Origin of the sequence: Klebsiella sp. KP20-425-1, from assembly GCF_025813515.1 — a bacterium.
Taxonomy (GTDB): Bacteria; Pseudomonadota; Gammaproteobacteria; order Enterobacterales; family Enterobacteriaceae; genus Klebsiella; species Klebsiella pneumoniae.
On the sequence record NZ_CP109614.1, the window covers coordinates 1710874 to 1729315 of the forward strand.

12 protein-coding genes are annotated in these 18442 nt (G+C 61.3%); 1 reads left to right on the forward strand and 11 read right to left on the reverse strand.

Features of this window, described 5'->3' with window-relative positions; translation table 11 throughout:
- Nucleotides 1–65: 65 nt before the first annotated feature.
- From yegQ to OHJ17_RS08375, 7 genes are all read right to left on the reverse strand, one after another.
- Entirely contained in the window at nucleotides 66–1427 is a 1362-nt protein-coding gene (gene yegQ / locus OHJ17_RS08345) for a prephenate-dependent tRNA uridine(34) hydroxylase TrhP (protein ID WP_004144192.1), read from the reverse strand.
- A 318-nt stretch (nucleotides 1428–1745) separates the two neighbouring features.
- A complete protein-coding gene (gene baeR / locus OHJ17_RS08350) occupies nucleotides 1746–2468 on the reverse strand; it encodes an envelope stress response regulator BaeR (RefSeq protein WP_117041950.1) in 723 nt (240 codons plus the stop codon).
- Nucleotides 2465–3943: an envelope stress sensor histidine kinase BaeS gene (baeS, locus tag OHJ17_RS08355; protein ID WP_004890799.1), complete on the reverse strand. Its 1479-nt coding sequence runs from the start codon at nucleotides 3941–3943 to the stop codon at nucleotides 2465–2467. The genes baeR and baeS overlap by 4 nt, the downstream gene beginning before the upstream one ends.
- Nucleotides 3940–5355 (reverse strand): MFS transporter, encoded by a 1416-nt coding sequence (locus tag OHJ17_RS08360; RefSeq protein WP_023317083.1) that lies wholly within the window; start codon nucleotides 5353–5355, stop codon nucleotides 3940–3942. The genes baeS and OHJ17_RS08360 overlap by 4 nt, the downstream gene beginning before the upstream one ends.
- 1 nt (nucleotide 5356) lies before the next feature.
- Entirely contained in the window at nucleotides 5357–8434 is a 3078-nt protein-coding gene (gene mdtC / locus OHJ17_RS08365; protein ID WP_023317082.1) for a multidrug efflux RND transporter permease subunit MdtC, read from the reverse strand.
- Nucleotides 8435–11557, reverse strand: coding sequence for an MdtB/MuxB family multidrug efflux RND transporter permease subunit (locus OHJ17_RS08370; RefSeq protein WP_004149055.1), 3123 nt, complete (start codon nucleotides 11555–11557; stop codon nucleotides 8435–8437).
- Nucleotides 11557–12795 (reverse strand): MdtA/MuxA family multidrug efflux RND transporter periplasmic adaptor subunit, encoded by a 1239-nt coding sequence (locus OHJ17_RS08375; RefSeq protein ID WP_023317081.1) that lies wholly within the window; start codon nucleotides 12793–12795, stop codon nucleotides 11557–11559. Before OHJ17_RS08375 ends, OHJ17_RS08370 begins: the two co-directional genes overlap by 1 nt.
- A gap of 342 nt (nucleotides 12796–13137) precedes the next feature.
- On the opposite strand from OHJ17_RS08375, the gene OHJ17_RS08380 reads away from it, so the two are divergent.
- Entirely contained in the window at nucleotides 13138–14370 is a 1233-nt protein-coding gene (locus tag OHJ17_RS08380) for a dicarboxylate/amino acid:cation symporter (protein ID WP_240843356.1), read from the forward strand.
- Nucleotides 14371–14643: 273 nt separating this feature from the next.
- Here OHJ17_RS08380 and OHJ17_RS08385 read toward each other — a convergent pair whose 3' ends face one another.
- The 4 genes from OHJ17_RS08385 to OHJ17_RS08400 form a co-directional block, all read right to left on the reverse strand.
- Nucleotides 14644–15255 carry a helix-turn-helix transcriptional regulator gene (locus tag OHJ17_RS08385; RefSeq protein WP_023317079.1) on the reverse strand — a complete coding sequence of 204 codons (612 nt, stop codon included), beginning with the start codon at nucleotides 15253–15255 and terminating at the stop codon, nucleotides 14644–14646.
- A 115-nt stretch (nucleotides 15256–15370) separates the two neighbouring features.
- Nucleotides 15371–15511 (reverse strand): small membrane protein, encoded by a 141-nt coding sequence (locus tag OHJ17_RS08390; protein WP_004146563.1) that lies wholly within the window; start codon nucleotides 15509–15511, stop codon nucleotides 15371–15373.
- 237 nt (nucleotides 15512–15748) lie between these two features.
- Complete coding sequence (locus tag OHJ17_RS08395) at nucleotides 15749–16450, reverse strand: response regulator transcription factor (protein ID WP_004151141.1); 702 nt, start codon at nucleotides 16448–16450, stop codon at nucleotides 15749–15751.
- Nucleotides 16451–16464: 14 nt separating this feature from the next.
- Nucleotides 16465–18321, reverse strand: a complete 1857-nt coding sequence (locus OHJ17_RS08400; protein WP_023317078.1) for a sensor histidine kinase — start codon at nucleotides 18319–18321, stop codon at nucleotides 16465–16467.
- Nucleotides 18322–18442: the final 121 nt, after the last annotated feature.

Here is an 18442-nt window from a genome sequence, read left to right on the forward strand (position 1 = left end):
TCGATCGAAACGGTATGTGATCCGATTCTAATATCCTTACATCGTGAAAAAATAACGCAAATTAACTAGTTACCGTGCGGATTTCTGGTTGTTTGACCAGTAAAGTTGCGCATCAGCAGGGCATACTGCAGGGGCAGGTCGTCCGGCACAGGCAACCAGACGGTATAGCCATCGCCCGGGGCCACCGGCATGGTTTCGCCTTTGCCATTCTCCATATGCTCAAGGGTGAAATTGACGTTACCCTGCGGGGTCATCAGCTCAAGGCTGTCGCCGACGCTGAACTTATTTTTGACCGCCACGGCCGCCAGCGGGCCGTTACGCTCTCCGGTGAATTCGCCGACAAACTGCTGGCGCTCGGAGACGGAGTAGCCGTACTCGTAGTTCTGATAATCGTCATGGGTATGGCGGCGCAGGAAGCCTTCGGTGTACCCGCGGTGGGCCAGCCCCTCCAGGGTCTCCAGCAGGCTGGTGTCGAACGGTTTGCCGGCGGCGGCATCGTCGATCGCCTTGCGGTAAACCTGAGCGGTGCGCGCGCAGTAGTAGAAAGATTTGGTGCGGCCTTCGATCTTCAGCGAGTGAACGCCCATCTGGGTCAGACGCTCAACGTGGGCGATAGCCCGCAGATCTTTCGAGTTCATGATGTAGGTGCCGTGCTCGTCCTCAAAGGCGGTCATGTACTCGCCCGGACGTTTGGCTTCCTCAATCATAAAGACTTTATCGGTCGGCGCGCCGATGCCGAGGGTTGGCTCCACGGTCTGCACCGGGATCGGCTCATATTTGTGGACGATGTTGCCGACGTCGTCCTCTTTGCCTTCCGCCACGTTGTATTCCCAGCGGCAGGCGTTGGTGCAGGTCCCCTGGTTCGGGTCGCGCTTGTTGATATACCCGGAGAGCAGGCAGCGGCCGGAGTAGGCCATGCACAGCGCGCCGTGGACGAAAATCTCAATCTCCATCTCCGGCACCTGGCGGCGAATCTCTTCGATTTCATCCAGCGACAGTTCACGCGACAGGATCACGCGGGTGAGCCCCATCTGCTGCCAGAATTTGACCGTCGCCCAGTTGACGGCGTTGGCCTGCACTGAAAGATGGATCGGCATCTCCGGGAAGTGTTCCCGCACCAGCATGATTAAACCCGGATCGGACATGATCAGCGCGTCCGGACCCATCTCCACCACCGGCTTCAGATCGCGAATAAACGTTTTCAGCTTGGCGTTATGCGGGGCGATGTTGACCACCACATAGAATTTTTTACCCAGCGCGTGGGCTTCATTGATGCCAAGCTGCAGATTTTCGTGATTGAATTCGTTGTTACGCACGCGCAGCGAGTAGCGCGGCTGGCCGGCATAAACGGCATCGGCGCCATAGGCGAAAGCGTAACGCATATTCTTCAGCGTTCCCGCCGGGGAGAGGAGTTCTGGTTTAAACATGGTGTTCTCGTTCTGATGACAGGTCAGATTCGCCGCACCTGGTGCGGCGAGTTGGGGAGTGTCCCCACATTAAGGGCGGGCATTGTAGCGCCGCGGCGAAGGGGAGTAAATATCAGATAGGTATCTTTCAGTATGGCTAATTTGTTTGCCATTTTGAACCTGGGCAGTGCTCACACTGACAGCGTTAATAACGCCTGGTGGGATAGGCTCTAGGGAGTTCCCCGGGTTGCGGCGTAAACGCCTTACCCGGGCTACGGATTGCAGATGGCGGTGAACGTGTAGCCCGGCGAAGCGCAGCGCGAGCCGGGAAAAGGCTAACTACGCCAGCCGGCAGGCGTCCGCTTCCCAGCGGTAGCCAACGCCATACACCGCGCGGATAAACGACAGCTCGGCGTCCAGCGCCTCCAGCTTGCGCCGCAGGTTCTTGATGTGGCTGTCGATGGTGCGATCGGTGACTACCCGATAATCGTCATACAGATGGTTGAGTAGCTGTTCGCGGGAGAACACTTTGCCCGGCTCCTGGGAGAGGGTTTTCAGCAGCCGGAACTCGGCAGGAGTGAGGTCCAGCAGCTTGTCGCGCCAGGAGGCCTGAAAACGACCTTCGTCGACAATCAGCGGGCTCTGGGCGTCCAGCGCCTGCAGATCGCGCTGCGGCTTGCAGCGGCGGAGGATGGTTTTTACCCGGGCGACCACTTCCCGCGGGCTGTAGGGCTTGCAGATATAGTCGTCGGCGCCTATTTCCAGCCCCAGCAAACGGTCGATCTCTTCGATTTTCGCCGTCACCATCACCACCGGAACATCGGAGAAGCGGCGAATTTCCCGGCACAGCGTCAGACCGTCGGTACCGGGCAGCATCAGATCCAGCAGGATCAGATGCGGCGGCGTCTGGCGGACGTAGGGCAGGACCTTGTCGCCGTGGTTAATCAAGGCAGGCGCATAGCCGGCGGCCTGCAGATAATCAATCAGCAGCTGGCCGAGCTTCGGTTCATCTTCCACGATAAGGATGCGTGGGGTGTTTTCATCTACAGGCAATTCAGTCATACGTCTCTCGGTAAATCATGTTCCAGAGGTAACTCAACTTTAATGCTAACCCCGCCAAAAGGCGAATGGTCGGCACGCAGGGTGCCGCCGTGGGCCGCTACGATATTGAGGCAAATCGCCAGTCCGAGGCCGGAGCCGCCGCTGGCGCGGTTGCGCGATCCTTCCGCCCGGTAAAAGCGTTCGCACAGGCGGGCCAGCTGCTCATCGCTGACGCCGGGGGCGCTGTCGGCGAAGTCAATCACCAGCATGCGACCGCTGCGGCGGGCGGTAATGTGCAGGCTGCCGCCGCTGTCGGTATAGCGCAGGCTGTTCTCCAGCAGATTGTTGAAGAGCTGCATCAGGCGGTCGCGGTCGCCGAAGATCATCGCCTGCTCCGGGAGCGACACCTGAATGCTTAGCTGCCGGCTGGCGAAGCGCTCGCGAAAAGCGCCCGCCGCCACTTCCAGCAGGGTGATGATATCCAGTGAGGTTTTCTGGTAGGCCAGCGCCCCCTCGTCGGACATCGACAGCTGATGGAGGTCGTCCACCAGCTTGGTGAGGGTAGCCACCTCGGCCTGCAGAGAAGGAATCGACTCGGGGGTAAAGCGCCGGACCCCGTCCTGAATCGCCTCCAGCTCGCCGCGCAGCACCGCCAGCGGGGTGCGCAGCTCATGGGAGATATCGGCCATCAGATCGCGACGCATCTGCTGGTTGCGCTCCAGGGTGCTGGCGAGCTGGTTAAAATCCTGCGCCAGGCGGCCGAGCTCATCGCCGCCGGTCACCGTCACGCGGGTGGAAAAGTCGCCCGCCGCCAGCTTATGGGTGCCTTCCACCAGCCGCTTCACCGGCGCCAGCAGACCGCGGGCCAACGGGAAAGTGGCCAGCGCGGCAAGCAGGGTGGCAAGGGCGACGATCAGCCAGCTGGTGCGCTTTTGCTGCCGGTCGAAGTTAATGTCGGTATTGCGCGTCAGCCGCTCTACCGGCGAGGCGATAACTTTGCCCACCTCCGCGCCGTTGACCACGATGCTGCGCTGGGTGCCGTCCTCCGGGACGCGCTCACGCGGCCCCACCAGCACGCGCCCCGACTGATCCACCACCCAGAACATGGTGCGCCAGCCGTGGGGCGGCATTTCCGGCCTCGGGCGCGGGCCGTCAGGGGGGGCATCCGGCGGCGGCCCGTCCGGGGCGGCGTCCGGCTTCATGGCGTGCCCCGGCGGCGAGCGGTCGTCATTATCCCGTTCGAAGGTGCGCAGCAGCTGGAAGATAAAGCGGTCATTGTTGCGCAGAAACGCCCAGCTGCCATGCTGGGCATACTGCTCGCTCAGCGCGTCGCTGAGCATGGTTAAGCGCTGCTCATTGCCGCGCTTGATATAGTCGATAAACCCGCGTTCAAAACTGATACGCACCGCCCAGTGCATGCTGATCAGCAGCACGATGCAGGTGGCGAATATAGCGAGGAACAGCTTGCCGGTAATACCCGGGCGCCAAAATTTCACGATCCACTCCTGTTGCGTCGACGGAGGACGGTATTGCTGCCGACGTCATCCGGTACCCGGGAAAAGATGAGCGCCGGCAGGGCGATGATCGCCGCCATGCTCAGATAGGTGTAGAGAAAGACCTGATGGGTGCTGGCGGCGTCGAGGCTCATATGCTGCTGGCCATACAGCCCCAGCAGCAGCCCGGCGATGGTCACGCCGATACTCATCGACAGCTGCATCACCATCGACAGCAGGCTGTTGCCGCTGCTGGCCAGATCGTCCGGGAGATCTTTCAGCGTCAGGGTATTCATCGAGGAGAAGCGGCTGGCGTTGATCATTCCCTGCAGAAACAGGACCAGCGGCAGCGCGTAATACCAGCCGGCCAGGGCGCTAAACATAAACAGCAGACTGACCGCCGCCAGGCCCAGGGTGCTGGTGACCAGCACCCGACGGTAGCCGAAGCGGTTGACCACTTGGACCACGATCCGCTTCATGCCCATGCTGCCGAGCACCATCGGGATCATCATCAGCCCGGCGTGAAAGGGGGAGAAGCCGAGGCCGATCTGCAGAAACACCGGGGTCATAAACGGCAGCATGCCGCTGCCGATGCGTCCCGCGAAGCTGCCGCCGAGGCCGAGAGAGAAAGTGCGGTTGCGAAACAGCTTAAGGCTAAACAGCGCCCGGGCGTTGCCGCGGGCGTGCCACAGGTAGAGCAGCAGGGCGCAGAGGCCGACGGCCACCAGCCCCGCCAGCCAGGCAGGGGAAATGCCGAGCCCTTTCTGGCCGTCGAGCGCCAGGGTCAGGGTCGCCATTCCGGCGGCCAGCAGCAGAAAGCCGGAGAGATCGAAGCGCCGGGTCTGCATGGTGTAGTTGGGCATCAGACAGAGGGTGGCGATTGCGCCGACGATCCCCACCGGGATGTTGATGAGGAAGATCCAGTGCCATGAGGCGTACTCCACCAGCACCCCGCCCAGCGCCGGGCCGAGCAGCGGGCCGACCTGGCCCGGCAGGGTAACGAAGGTCATCGCCGCCATATACTGATCGCGCGGGACGATCTTCATCACCGTCAGGCGGCCGACCGGCACCATCATCGCGCCGCCGACCCCCTGCAGCACCCGCGCCATCACCAGCTGGTCGAGGGTGCTGGCCTGGGCGCAAAACAGCGATCCGGCGGTAAACAGCACGATGGCGGTGAAGAAGATATTGCGCACCCCGACCCGGTCGGCCAGCCAGCCGCTGGCCGGCAGCATCACCGCCACCGTTAACACATAGGAGACGATAATCATATGCATATGCAGCGGACTCTCCCCGAGGCTTTTGGCCATCGAGGGGAGGGCGGTGTTAACGATGGTGGTGTCCAGCGACTGCATAAAGAAGCCGAACGCCACTATCCATAGCTGCCAGCGCACGCTGGCCGGGAGGTCTGTCATGTTATTCGCTTACCGGTTGAGAGGAGTGACGCGAAAAACGCAGCCGCAGACGGTCAAAGAAAAGATAGACCACCGGCGTGGTGTAGAGCGTTAACAGCTGGCTCATCACCAGACCGCCGACGATGGTGATCCCCAGCGGCTGGCGCAGCTCAGAGCCATCGCCCCCGGAGAGCACCAGCGGGAGGGCGCCGAACAGCGCGGCGAGGGTGGTCATCATAATCGGCCGGAAACGCAGCAGGCAGGCCTGGAAAATCGCCTCTTCCGGCGTCAGGTTGCCGTTACGCTGCGCCTCCAGGGCAAAATCAACCATCATGATGGCGTTTTTCTTAACGATGCCAATTAATAACATAATCCCAATCAGGGCGATTAGGCTGAACGGGGCATCGAAGATCTCCAGCGCCAGCAGAGCGCCCACCCCGGCGGAGGGCAGCGTCGAGAGGATGGTCAACGGATGCACATAGCTCTCATATAGCACCCCCAGCACGATATAGACCGTGGCGATAGCCGCGAGGATCAGGATCACCTGCGCGTTCATGGTCTGCTGGAACACCTGAGCGGTACCGGCAAAGGAGCCGCGCACGCTCGACGGCACCCCGAGCTGGGTCATCGCGCGGTCAATGGCCTCGCTGGCTTCCGACAGCGAGCGGCCGGTGGGCAGGTTAAAGGAGATAGTGGATGCCGCCGACAGCCCCTGGTGGTTCACCGACAGCGGGGCATTGGCCGGCTGCCATTTGGCGAAGTAGGCCAGCGGGATCGGCTTGCCGTCGCTGTTAATGACGAACATCTTATCCAGGGCGCTGACGTCCTGGGTGTAGGCCGGATCCACCTCCATCACCACCTTATACTGGTTGAGCGGCTGGTAGATGGTAGAGATCTGCCGCTGGCCAAAGGCGTTGTTCAGCAGGTTGTTGGCGTCCTGGACGCTGATGCCGAGGCGCGACATGGTATCCCGGTCATAGACCAGGTCCATTTCGGCGCCATTGTCCTGCTGATCCGAGTTGACGTCCGCCAGCTCCGGCAGCGCCGCCAGCGCTTTGCGGATCTTCGGCTCCCACTCGCGCAGCGCCGACAGGTCGTCGGACAGCAGGGTGTACTGATAGCTGGCGTTCGACTGCCGGCCGCCGACGCGGATATCCTGCACCGCCATCAGGAACAGGTTGGCCCCGGGCTCGTTGGCCAGCTTTTTGCGCAGCCGGTCGATCACCTGCTGCGCCGTCTCGTGGCGCTGGTCGCGCGGCTTGAGGGTGATAAACATCATCCCGCTGTTGACCCGCGAGCCGCCGGTAAAGCCGGTGACGTTATCCACCGCCGGATCTTCGCGAATGATCTTCATAAAGTCCTGCAGCTTGCCGCGCATCGCCTGGAAGGAGATGCTCTGGTCGGCCTGAATGCCGCCCATCAGCACCCCGGTGTCCTGCTCCGGGAAGAAGGTTTTCGGGATCGAAATGTAGAGCCAGACGCTGAGGGCGATGGTGCCCAGCACCACCAGGCCGGTCAGCCGGCTATGCTTCAGCACCCATTTTAACGATTTACCATAGCCGCCCTGCACGGCCACCAGCAGGCGGCCAAAGCCGCGGTTGCGCGTCGGCTGGTGGGGCTTGCCGCTTTTCAGCAGCCAGCCGCACATCATCGGCGTCAGGGTGAGGGAGACCGCCAGCGAGATGCCGATCGCCACCGACAGGGTGACGGCGAACTCGCGCAGCAGGCGGCCGGGCAGGCCGCCCATCAGCAGCAGCGGCAGGAACACCGCCACCAGCGACAGGCTCATCGACAGCACGGTAAAGCCGACCTCGCGGCTCCCCTGCAGCGCCGCCTGCAGCGGTTTCATCCCCGCCTCCAGATGGCGGGAGATATTCTCCAGCACCACGATAGCGTCATCCACCACGAAGCCGGTGGCGATGGTCAGGGCCATCAGCGACAGGTTATTGAGGCTGAAGCCGCACAAATACATCGCGGCGAAGGTGCCGATTAAGGATACCGGGACGGCGACGGCCGGGATCAGCGTGGCGCGCCCCGAGCGCAGGAACAGGAACACCACGAGGATCACCAGCGCCACCGAAATCACCAGCGTCTGCTCCACCTCCTCCAGCGAGGCGCGGATGGTCGGCGAGCGGTCCTGGGCGATCTGCAGGTCGATAGCCGCCGGAATGGTCTGCTGCAGCTCCGGCAGGCGGGCGCGGATGCTGTCCACCGTCTGGATAATATTGGCTTCCGGCAGTTTGCGGATCATCAGCAGGATCGCCGGTTTGGCGTTGGTCATCCCGGCGTTGCGTACGTCCTGCACCGAATCCGAGACGGTGGCGACATCTCCCAGCCGCACCGCGGCGCCATTTTGAAAGTGGACGATCAGCGGCTGATAGTCGGCGGCGGTCTTCAGCTCATCGTTGGTCTGCACCTGCCAGCGGTGCGCGCTGTCCTCCAGCGCCCCCTGCGGTTTGCGCACGTTGGCGTCGCTGATGGCGGTGCGCACCGCGTCCAGCGACACGCCCTGGTTGAACAGCGCCTGCGGGTTGAGGTCGACGCGCACCGCCGGCAGGGAGCTGCCGCCGACGTCGACATCGCCCACGCCGTCGATCTGCGCGATGGTCTGCGCCAGCTGGGTGGAGGCGAAATCATACAGCTCACCCTGGGAGTAGGTGTCCGAGGTCAGCGTCAGGATCATGATCGGCGCATCCGACGGATTGGCTTTGCGATAGGTCGGCCGGCTGGGCATTCCGCTCGGCAGCAGGCTTTGCGCGGCGTTGATCGCCGCCTGAACGTCGCGCGCCGCGCCGTTGATATCGCGGTCGAAGTTAAACTCAAGAATGATGCGCGTACTGCCCAGCGAGCTGGAGGAGGTCATCTCATTGACCCCGGCAATCCGCCCCAGGGAGCGCTCCAGCGGGGTGGCCACCGACGAGGCCATGGTCTCCGGCGAGGCTCCCGGCAGCGAGGCGCTAACCATGATCACCGGGAAGTCCACCTGCGGCAGCGGGGCCACCGGCAGCAGCCGGAAGCCGAGAATGCCGCACAGGGTGATGGCCAGCGAGATGAGGATCGTCGCCACCGGGCGGTAAATGAAGAGGGCGAAAAACTTCACTTACGCCTCCTCTTCCTGACGCGGGAAGCGGCGCTTCAGGTGCAGCGACAGGCGGTCGAACAGCAGATAGATCACCGGGGTGGTGAACAGGGTCAGCACCTGGCTGAGCATCAGACCGCCGACCATGCCGATCCCCAGCGGACGCCGCAGCTCGGCGCCGACGCCGGTGCTCAGCATCAGCGGCAGGGCGCCGAGCAGGGCGGCGAGGGTAGTCATCAGGATCGGCCGAAAACGCAGCAGACAGGCCTGGTAGATCGCTTCCCGCGGCGGCATGCCCTGCTCGCGCTCAGCGGCCAGCGCGAAGTCGATCATCATGATGGCGTTCTTCTTCACGATGCCGATCAGCAGAATGATGCCGATGATGGCGATCACGTCCAGCTCGCTGCCCGCCAGCCACAGCGCCAGCAGCGCCCCGACCCCGGCGGTGGGCAGGGTGGAGAGAATCGTGATCGGATGGATAAAGCTCTCGTACAGCACCCCCAGCACGATATACATCGCCACCACCGCGGCGACCACCAGCCAGACGGTGCTACCGAGCGCCGACTGGAAGGCCAGCGAGCTGCCCTGGAACTGGGTGCGAATATCGGTCGGGAAATCCAGCGACTGTTCGGCGGCGAGGATCGCCTCCACCGCTTCGCCCAGCGAGTAGTTGTCCGGGACGTTAAACGAGATGGTGGTCACCGGGAACTGATCGAGGTGGTTCACCGACAGCGGGGTAAAGCGCTGCTCCACCGTGGCGATGGCGGTCAACGGCACGATGCCGCCGTCGCTGCTGGTGAGGCGGATATTCTCCAGCGCCGCCAGGCCCGGCGTCGCCTCGGTATCCTGCTCGAGCACCACGCGATACTGATTCGCCTGAGTGTAAATAGTGGAGATCAGCCGCTGGCCGAAGGCGTTGTACAGCGCGTTATCGACATCGGCCATTGAGATGCCGAGGCGGCTGGCGCTGTCGCGATCCACCTTGATATAGGCGGCCAGGCCTTTGTCCTGCCAGTCGCTGCTGACGTCGGCCAGCTGCGGCTGGGCCTGCAGGCGGCTGAGCAGCGGCGGCACCCAGGTGCTCAGCGCCTCGAGGGAGTTTGCCTGCAGGGTGAACTGATACTGGGTGCGGCTCACCGTGGTGTCGATGGTCAGGTCCTGGGTCGGCTGCAGGTAGAGCGCCACGCCGGGGACGCCGTCCACCGCCTGCTGCAGGCGGCTTATCACCGTCTGGACGCGGTCGTCGCGTTCATCCAGCGGCTTGAGGTTGATCTGCAGACGGGCGCTGTTCAGCGCCGGGTTGGTGCCGTCGACGCCGACGAAGGAGGTCAGACTCTCCACCGCCGGATCCTTAAGGATAATGCTGGCCACCTGCCGCTGGCGCTCGGCCATGCTGGCGAAGGAGACCGACTGCGGCGCCTGGAGGGTACCCTGGATAATGCCGTTATCCTGGATCGGGAAAAAGCCTTTCGGGATAAAGACCCACAGGATAATCGACAGCGCCAGGGTGCTCAGGGCGACGCCGAGCGTCAGCCACGGATGGTTCAGCACCCGGCTCAGCCAGCGGCCATAGACGGCGATCACCCGTTCGAAGAAACGCTCGCTGGCCCGCGAGAATCGGTTCTGCTTACGCAGCGATTCGTGGCTTAACATGCGGGCGCACATCATCGGCGTCAGGGTCAGGGAGACCACCGCCGAGATAAGAATAGCGACGGCAAGGGTGACGGCGAATTCGCGGAACAGGCGGCCGACGATATCGCCCATAAACAGCAGCGGGATCAGCACCGCGATCAGCGAGAAGGTGAGGGAGATGATGGTGAAGCCGATCTCCCCCGCACCCTTCAGCGCGGCGGCCAGCGGCTTCTCGCCTTTTTCGATATAGCGCGAGATGTTCTCGATCACCACGATGGCGTCATCCACCACGAAGCCGGTGGCGATGGTCAGGGCCATCAGCGTCAGGTTGTTGATCGAGAAGTCGAGGAACACCATCACCGCGAAAGTGCCCACCAGCGACAGCGGCACCGCGACGCCGGGAATAATGGTCGCCGGCACGTTGCGCAGAAACAGGTAGATGATCATCACCACCAGGGCGATGGCCAGCATCAGCTCAAACTGGGTGTCGCGCACCGAGGCGCGGATGTTAGTGGTCCGGTCGGAGAGGACCTGCACCTTCACCGATTTCGGCAGGCTCTCGGTGAGCTGCGGCAGCATCTGGCGAATGCTGTCGGCGGTGTCGATGATGTTGGCCCCCGGCTGGCGCTGGACGTTCATCACGATGGCCCGCTGCTGGTTGGCCCACGCCCCGAGCCAGCTGTTTTCGGCCCCTTGTTCGACGCTGGCGACATCGCCGAGCCGGATCGGCGCCCCGTTCTGATAAGCGATAATCAGCCGGCGATAATCCTCAGCGGACTGCATCTGATCGTTAGCGGAAAGCGTCACCGCTCGGGCCGGACCGTCGAGGCTGCCTTTCGCGGAGTTAACGTTGGCGCTGGTGATAGCGGTGCGCACGGTTTCGCTGGTCAGGCCGAGGGCGGCGATGGCCTGGGCGTTAAGCTTCACCCGCACCGCCGGGCGCTGGCCGCCGGCGAGGGTCACCAGACCGACGCCGGAAACCTGGGAGATCTTCTGCGCCACCCGGGTCTCCACCATGTCCTCAACCTGGGTCATCGGGATGGCGGAGGAGGTGACGGCGAGAGTCATGATCGGCGGATCCGCCGGGTTCACCTTGCTGTAGACCGGCGGGTTGGGCAGATCGCTCGGCAGCAGGTTGGTGGCGGCGTTAATGGCCGCCTGCACTTCCTGCTCGGCGACGTCCAGCGGCAGGGTCAGCTGGAACTGCAGCGTGACTACCGAGGCGCCGCCGGAGCTTTGCGACGACATCTGCTTGAGGCCTGACATCTGGCCGAACTGGCGCTCCAGCGGGGCGGTGATGGCGGAGGTCACCACGTCCGGGCTGGCGCCCGGATAGAGGGTGACTACCTGAATGGTCGGGTAATCGACCTCCGGCAGGGCGGAGACCGGCAGAAAGCGGTAGCCGATGATCCCGGCCAGCAGGATAGCCACCATCAGCAGAGTGGTGGCCACCGGACGCATAATAAACAGCCGGGACGGGCCGCCGGTGCGGCCTGGAGGTAACACCTGCATCAGGAACGCGCTCCGTGTTTACCGCTCTGGCGCGGGGCGGGCTGCGCCTGCTCGCCGCTGCTGGCGGTGACAACTTCTACCTTCGCCCCCTCGGTCAGGCGGTCAATCCCGTCGGTGACCACGCGATCTCCGGCGGAAAGCCCGGCGCTGATGACTACTTTCTGGCTGTCCTGGATGCCGGGCGTCACGCTGTGTTTGCTGACCTTATTCTCATCGTTCAGCACCCATACGAAATGCCCTTCGTTGTCCATCTGCAGCGCGGCGGCAGGGATCACCACCGCGTTCTGCTGGGTGTCCACCAGCAGGCGGGCGTTAACGAACTGATTGGGGAACAGCGCGTCGTCCAGATTGCTAAAGCGCGCCTTCAGCTTGATGGTTCCGGTGGTCGCATCGATCTGGTTGTCGAGGCTCAGCAGCTCGCCGACGCTGATTTTCTGCTTATTGGTGCGATCCCAGGCTTCGACGCTAAGCGCTTTGCCCGCTTTCTGCGCCTGCACCACCGTGGCGATGCTGCTTTCCGGCAGGGTAAAGACCACGTCGATCGGGTGCGTCTGGGTAAGGACCACGATCCCGGTGGTATCCCCGCTGGAGATCTGGTTGCCGATATCGACCTGCTTTAAGCCGACGCGGCCGTCAATTGGCGCGGTAATGCGGGTCCAGTCGAGCTGCAGCTGGGCGCTGGCGACGGCCGCTTCATCAGCTTTCACCGTGCCGGCGGATTCCACCACCAGCGACTGCTGAGTGTCGAGCTCCTGGCGGGAGACGAGGTTGGTCTTCACCAGCTGCTGGTAACGAGCGAGATCGCGGCGGGCGTTGGCGAGGGTGGCCTGATCTTTCGCCAGCTGACCCTGCGCCTGGGCGAGGGCGACTTTAAACTGGCTGGGGTCGATCTGCGCCAGCAGGTCGCCGGCTTTGACCTGCTGTCCCTCCTGGAAGTGAAGGCTCAGCAGTTGGCCGTCGACCCGGCTGCGGACGGTGACGGTATTGGCCGCCGTCACCGTACCCAGCCCGGTGAGATAGCGCGGGACCGCTTCTTCGGTGGCGGTGGCCGCCTGCACCGGCGCCAGCGCGGCGCCAAAGCGGCCATGGCGTGCGCCGCCCGGCCCCTGCGGGCCCTGCCCGGCGGCGGGAGCCCCGCTGCCGCTCGTCCCGCGATCGTGCCAGAACCAGTAGGCGGCCCCGGCGATAATCACTACCGCCAGCGCGGCGCCCCAACGACGTATGTTACTGCCTTTCATTAGTTTACGGTCTCATCCTGAAGCGTTTCGCTGAATGATACTAGTTTAGTGAGGGAAGGGGCCGTAAAAATGGAGGAATTATGAAAAGAAGGTTGAGAAATGTCTGGATAACCGCCGCGACGCCGGGCGCTCCCGCGGCCGATATCCGGGGTGATATCAACTTTTAGTTTAAAAAAGCAAAAAATAGTTGTATCCGCGGGGGCTTTAATTAGATTTATGCGGTGAATAAATCAGTGCATTCTCATAATAATAAAATATGCACTTAAAAATCAACGTGTTAAATAATCAGGGGTCATTGCTGTGGCAAACGCAAACAAACTCACGCTCTTCATCGTCATTTTTATGCTGATGGGGATCCTCTCCGGCGCGGCTATCCATGCCTACGCGACGCCAACCACCGTCTCCGCCTGGGCGGACAATATTACGCTGCTCACCGATCTGTTTCTGCGGTTGATCAAAATGGTCATCGCGCCGTTGGTGTTCAGCACCCTGACGGTCGGCATTATGCGCCTCGGCGAGACGGCGACCATCGGCCGGGTAGGCGGGAAGGCGATGGTCTGGTTCATCACCTCCTCGGTATTATCCATTCTCGTCGGGCTGGTGATCGTCACCTTCCAGCACCCGGGCGCCGGGTTAAACCTGGCGGTGCCGAAAGAGGCGGTGGATACCGGCCTGGCGGTCAGCGGCATGAGCCTGAAAGGATTCCTGTCGCACACCATCCCCACCAGCATCACCGAGGCGATGGCCAACAACGAGATCCTGCAGATCGTGGTGTTCTCGATGTTCTTCGGCATCGCCGGCGCGTCGCTGGGGGAGAAGTTTAATGCTCCGCTGGTGGCGGCCCTTAACGTGGTGTCGCACATTATGCTGAAGGTGACGGGCTATGTGATGTACGTTGCGCCGCTGGCCATCTTCGCCGCCATCTCGTCGGTGATTGCCTCCCAGGGGCTGGGGATCCTGCTCAACTATGCTTCGTTCATCGGCGGCTACTACCTGGCGGTGCTGTTGACCAGCGCGGTGCTGATTGCCGTCGGCTATATGGTGCTGAAAAAAGAGGTTTTCCGCCTGCTGAACATGCTGAAAGATCCGGTGCTGGTGGCCTTTACCACCAGCAGCTCGGAAGCGGCCTATCCGAAGACCCTTGAGCGACTGGTGAAGTTTGGCTGTTCGCGCAATATCGTCTCGTTCGTCCTGCCGATTGGCTACTCGTTCAACCTCGTTGGCTCAATGGTCTACTGCTCCTTCGCCGCGATGTTTATCGCCCAGGCCTATAACGTGCGGCTGAGCTTTAGCGAGATTACGGTCATGATGCTGACCCTGATGCTGGCCTCGAAAGGTATCGCCGGGGTGCCGCGTTCGGCGCTGGTGGTGCTGGCGGCGACGATCCCCAGCTTCAATATACCGGTCGCCGGGATCCTGCTGCTGATGGGTATCGACCATTTCCTCGACATGGGGCGCTCTGCCATCAACGTGCTGGGTAATGGCATCGCCACCGCGATGCTGTCGAAAAATGAAGGGTTGCTGACTGACGAGGAAGCGCAGCCGGACTGGGAAGTGGAGAAAGCGGAAGCCTGATCCTGCCGCGCCCTTTCACTGAGGGCGCTATTCCACAAGGAAAAAAGGACCCCTGACAGGCACGTCAGGGGCAATGTGACGAAGTATCAGTTTTCCTCGTGTAGCGTGTTTTTTATTATATGAAGACGCGCGGTAACGTCTTTATACCGAGGAAGCGTCAGAGTTTAACGTTATGTCCGCCAGCGCTGGATATTTTTTAGCATCCTGCGACTATTTTCGGATTTCCGACAATATAGCCAGGTCAATATCTTATTTTTTTGTGCTGCTGTTTGCCTACCAGCGCTCTCGTAAAAGATTCATAAACTGGAAAAATTCATGATTATTATTCAGGATGTATTTTTCCATGATCTTATTCTTATGATAGGCGGCGATGCGGGGACTCACACGCTGCAGGGCGGCGATTTTACTCATATCCAGCCCTTCGAGAATACCGTGCACTACGGCGGTCTGCGATCGCGATAACACGCGATGCGGACAGCTGGCGCAACTGAGTTCCCGGCCTGCGGCGTCGGTAGCCGTGGGGGTCATACAATGCTGGAGCTCGCTTTTAATGATCGTCAGCAATTGCGGAATACTGGCCGTTTTTAGCGAAACAAAAATGACCCCTTTCAGGCAGTTAATCATGAACTCATCTTCCGGCAGCTGGTCATAGCTATGGAGAATAATCAGCGAGCTTCCTCTTTTTCTGTTCTTAATCAGGGTATTACACAGGTATATTTCCCCGGGGATCACCTCGCAGATAATGATATCTTCAGCTGACAGATCGGTGTTACGCCAGGAAAAACGCGCCCGCAGATCGCCCCGGGTGAGGTCATTGACCATGGCCACCAGCGATTCACGGACAAAGGTGTTGCGGGTGTTGATGGTGACATTAATGTTTCTCATGGCGTTATTTCCTTACGCAAAACATAACGCCATGCTGTGACAAATCCTCCGGGCGTATGCGGTGTGTTGAAGATATAAAAGTACCTACAATAATTTTTTATTATTTTAAAGTGAATTATTTACGACGCATCGAACGCTTATCGTTAAAAGTAAATTTCTGCCGCCTCCTGTCTTTCAGATAGGAAATAAAACTGTATACAGAGATGCTGAAGAAAAAAATGCATAGCAATAAAACTAACCACGTTTGCATGGCCATCGTTTTTACCCTGATTGTGTTGCATGGTGTCAGAATTTGCCGCGAACGGCTAATACGTTTTGTTATATGCTTTTCTGTCCCGTGAAAATCTTACGCCATCATCCTGATGTGCTAGCACTATAAGAAAGTTCTTAAGGTCATCGTCAGTCTCATTCCTCTCATTTCTCTCAGAAAATGAGAAAAATTAACACTTACGAGTTTTTTATATCCCGCGCGGCCGCCGACGCGCCCCGTCGTTCAGGAAATAAAGGCCAGTCCCTTACCAAAGATTGCGCGAACGGGCAGGTGGATCCCCTGCTGGCGTGCCTTGTGACGCAGGCGGCTAACCACCACGTCGATCCGGTGCAGGTCAGGCTCGCTTTCATGGGAAAACAGGCAGGCATGGAGATCCAGTTTGCTGCACACTTCGTTGCGATTGCGCATCAGGAGCTCCACCAGGCGATATTCCTGCTGGGTTAACTCCAGCGTCCGGGCGTCGGGTGAAATCAGTTTATCCTCTTGCAGACGCCAGCTGCCGGGGGAGACGGCCGGCGGCGTGCCGATCGCCTCCGCAGGCGGAGCCGCCGGACGGTCCTGGCGCAGGCGCGCGCCGAGGGCGGTGAGGGTCTCGGCAAGATGGGCGAAGTTTACCGGTTTGATCAGATAGGCATCGGCTCCAAGGCTCAGCGCCTGCAGTTTATCCTGCTGCTGGCCGCGGGCGCTGACCACCACCAGACCGTAGTGCCCCAGCTCATGCAGATAGTTCAGTACGCTGAAGCCATCCTCGCCGGGCAGGCCGATATCAACCAGCACGATATCCACCGGATGGCTGTGCAGTTGCCGCCAGAAGGCTTCGGCGCTGCGCGTCCCCCACACCTCGAAGCCGCGATAGCCCAGCCAGGCCAGCAGTTCATCCAGCAGATCGGCGTTATCTTCAATTATCGCCAGCCGTAAAGCCATACGTCGTTCTCCTCTTAAGCAACCGTGGGGAGGGTGAGAATAAAGGTGCAGCCGTCCGGGCCATGCTCGGCCAGCCACAGTTTGCCATCATGAGCCTGCACTATCTGACGCGCAACATACAGTCCGAGACCGGTGCCGCCTGGCACCGGCGATGTGTGCTCGCCGCGGCGGTAGCGCTCAAAGATCAGTTCCGCCTGTCCGGCGGGGAGTCCCGGGCCGTGGTCGCGAATGCGTAGCTCCGTTTGCCCGGCATCGGAATGAATATCGATGGCGATTTCACCGGGGGGCGAATACTTGACGGCGTTATCCAGCAGATTAGCGATGGCGATGCACAGCAGGCCGGCATCGGCCTGCAGCTGCGGGCTTTCCACCGCGCCGTGCTGGCGGATGTTCAGGTAGTGATCATGGGAGATAGCCACCACCGAGGCGGCCATGTTGATTACCGTCAGCAGGGCGGTCTGCTGGCGCTCGACGTGCAGATCGTGGGAGGCGAGCCGGGCGTCGGCAAGGCAGTTATCGGTGAGCTGCACCAGGCGGGTGGCGGCGCGGCCGATGCGATCGAAGCGCGCCTCCTGGCTGGTCGAGGCCGCCGAGAGGCGAAGATTCTCCAGCGCCGCCTGGATCACCGCCAGCGGGGTGCGGAATTCGTGCGCCACCATGCCCATAAACTGCCGCTGGTGGAAGCTGGCTTCACGCTCAATCTGCAGTTCGCGCGCCAGGCGCTGCTTCTGCTCCAGCTGGCGGTTTTCAGCACGCACCCGCAGGATGGCAATGATCAGCACCGTAATGATGTGGACGATCAGCGCGTACTGCCAGAGGGAATAGATCGCCATATGGAACGGGATAATCCCATGGATCGACAACTGCACCAGCACCGCGGCGACGACATAGAACGGCGGCAGCAGACCCAGCAGCAGGGTGGTACGGTCGATAGCTTTTTTGCGCCACAGCCACCAGGAGGTGAACAGCAGCACCGGGGTGATAATGATGAATACTACCCCTTCAATCTGCATCGCGAAGCCGTAAAACCCGAGCGGAATACTGACCTGCAGCACCAGGTTGAGTATCACGGCGGCGATCAGCAGCTGATGAAGTCGCGGCATATTCTTCTTCAGATCAAAAATCTCGCTGTGCAGCCAGAGGGCGGTAGCATAGCTGAACAGCGAGAGGCTACTGATCATAAAATCCTGGAAGGGCAGCGCGGCGTGGCCGAAGAACCACTCCGGGAAGCCGTGCAGAGCGGCCACCAGCGGATAATTGAGCGAGAAAAGACAGATGCCCCATAGCAGACGCCGGCGCAGGGCCAGCGCCAGCCAAAGCGCCACACCGCTGGCGACAGCGGCCAGGCCGAAGTAGAAGCTCCAGAAAGCGGTGTCAGCGGTGGCCCGCTGCACAAACGCCTGCGCAGAGGAGAGCGAGGCCAGCAGGATCAGGGTGCTGGTGCTCTGCAGGCGAAAGACCAGCTCATAGCCGGCGGCGGTTGGCGGCGGGGGCAGTATCAGCACCCTTTCCCGATAATGCAGATCGCTTCCGCGGGCGCCGTCGCGATCGCCAAAGATGCGCTGCGTCCACGGGCCATCGCTGCCCAGTGGCCGGTAGTAAATGGTCAGATGGTCGACGAAAGTGGGGCCCAGCTGCAGCCAACGCGGCTCCCCGGCAAACCACGTGCCCGGCAGCTCGCTGCGCAGCCACCAGGTTTTTCGCGAATAACCAAAGGAGGGGATCTGCCGGGTGGTGGCGAGCTGGTCTGCGGGCAGGGCGGCAAAACGATCGAGGGTCATCTGGCCGCTGTCGTCGGCGTACCACTGGACCGGAATATCAATGCCCACCTGGCGCGTCGCCGCCTGCGCCTGCGGGGCGACCAGCAGCAAGAGTAATCCACAGCTGAGCAGCCAGCCTGCCAGGAGCCGCGGCCGGCAACGCCGGACCGCCGCGAAGATCGCAGACACCCTTTTCAATCACGCCCCCTTGCGGCATGCAAAGATTACTGAC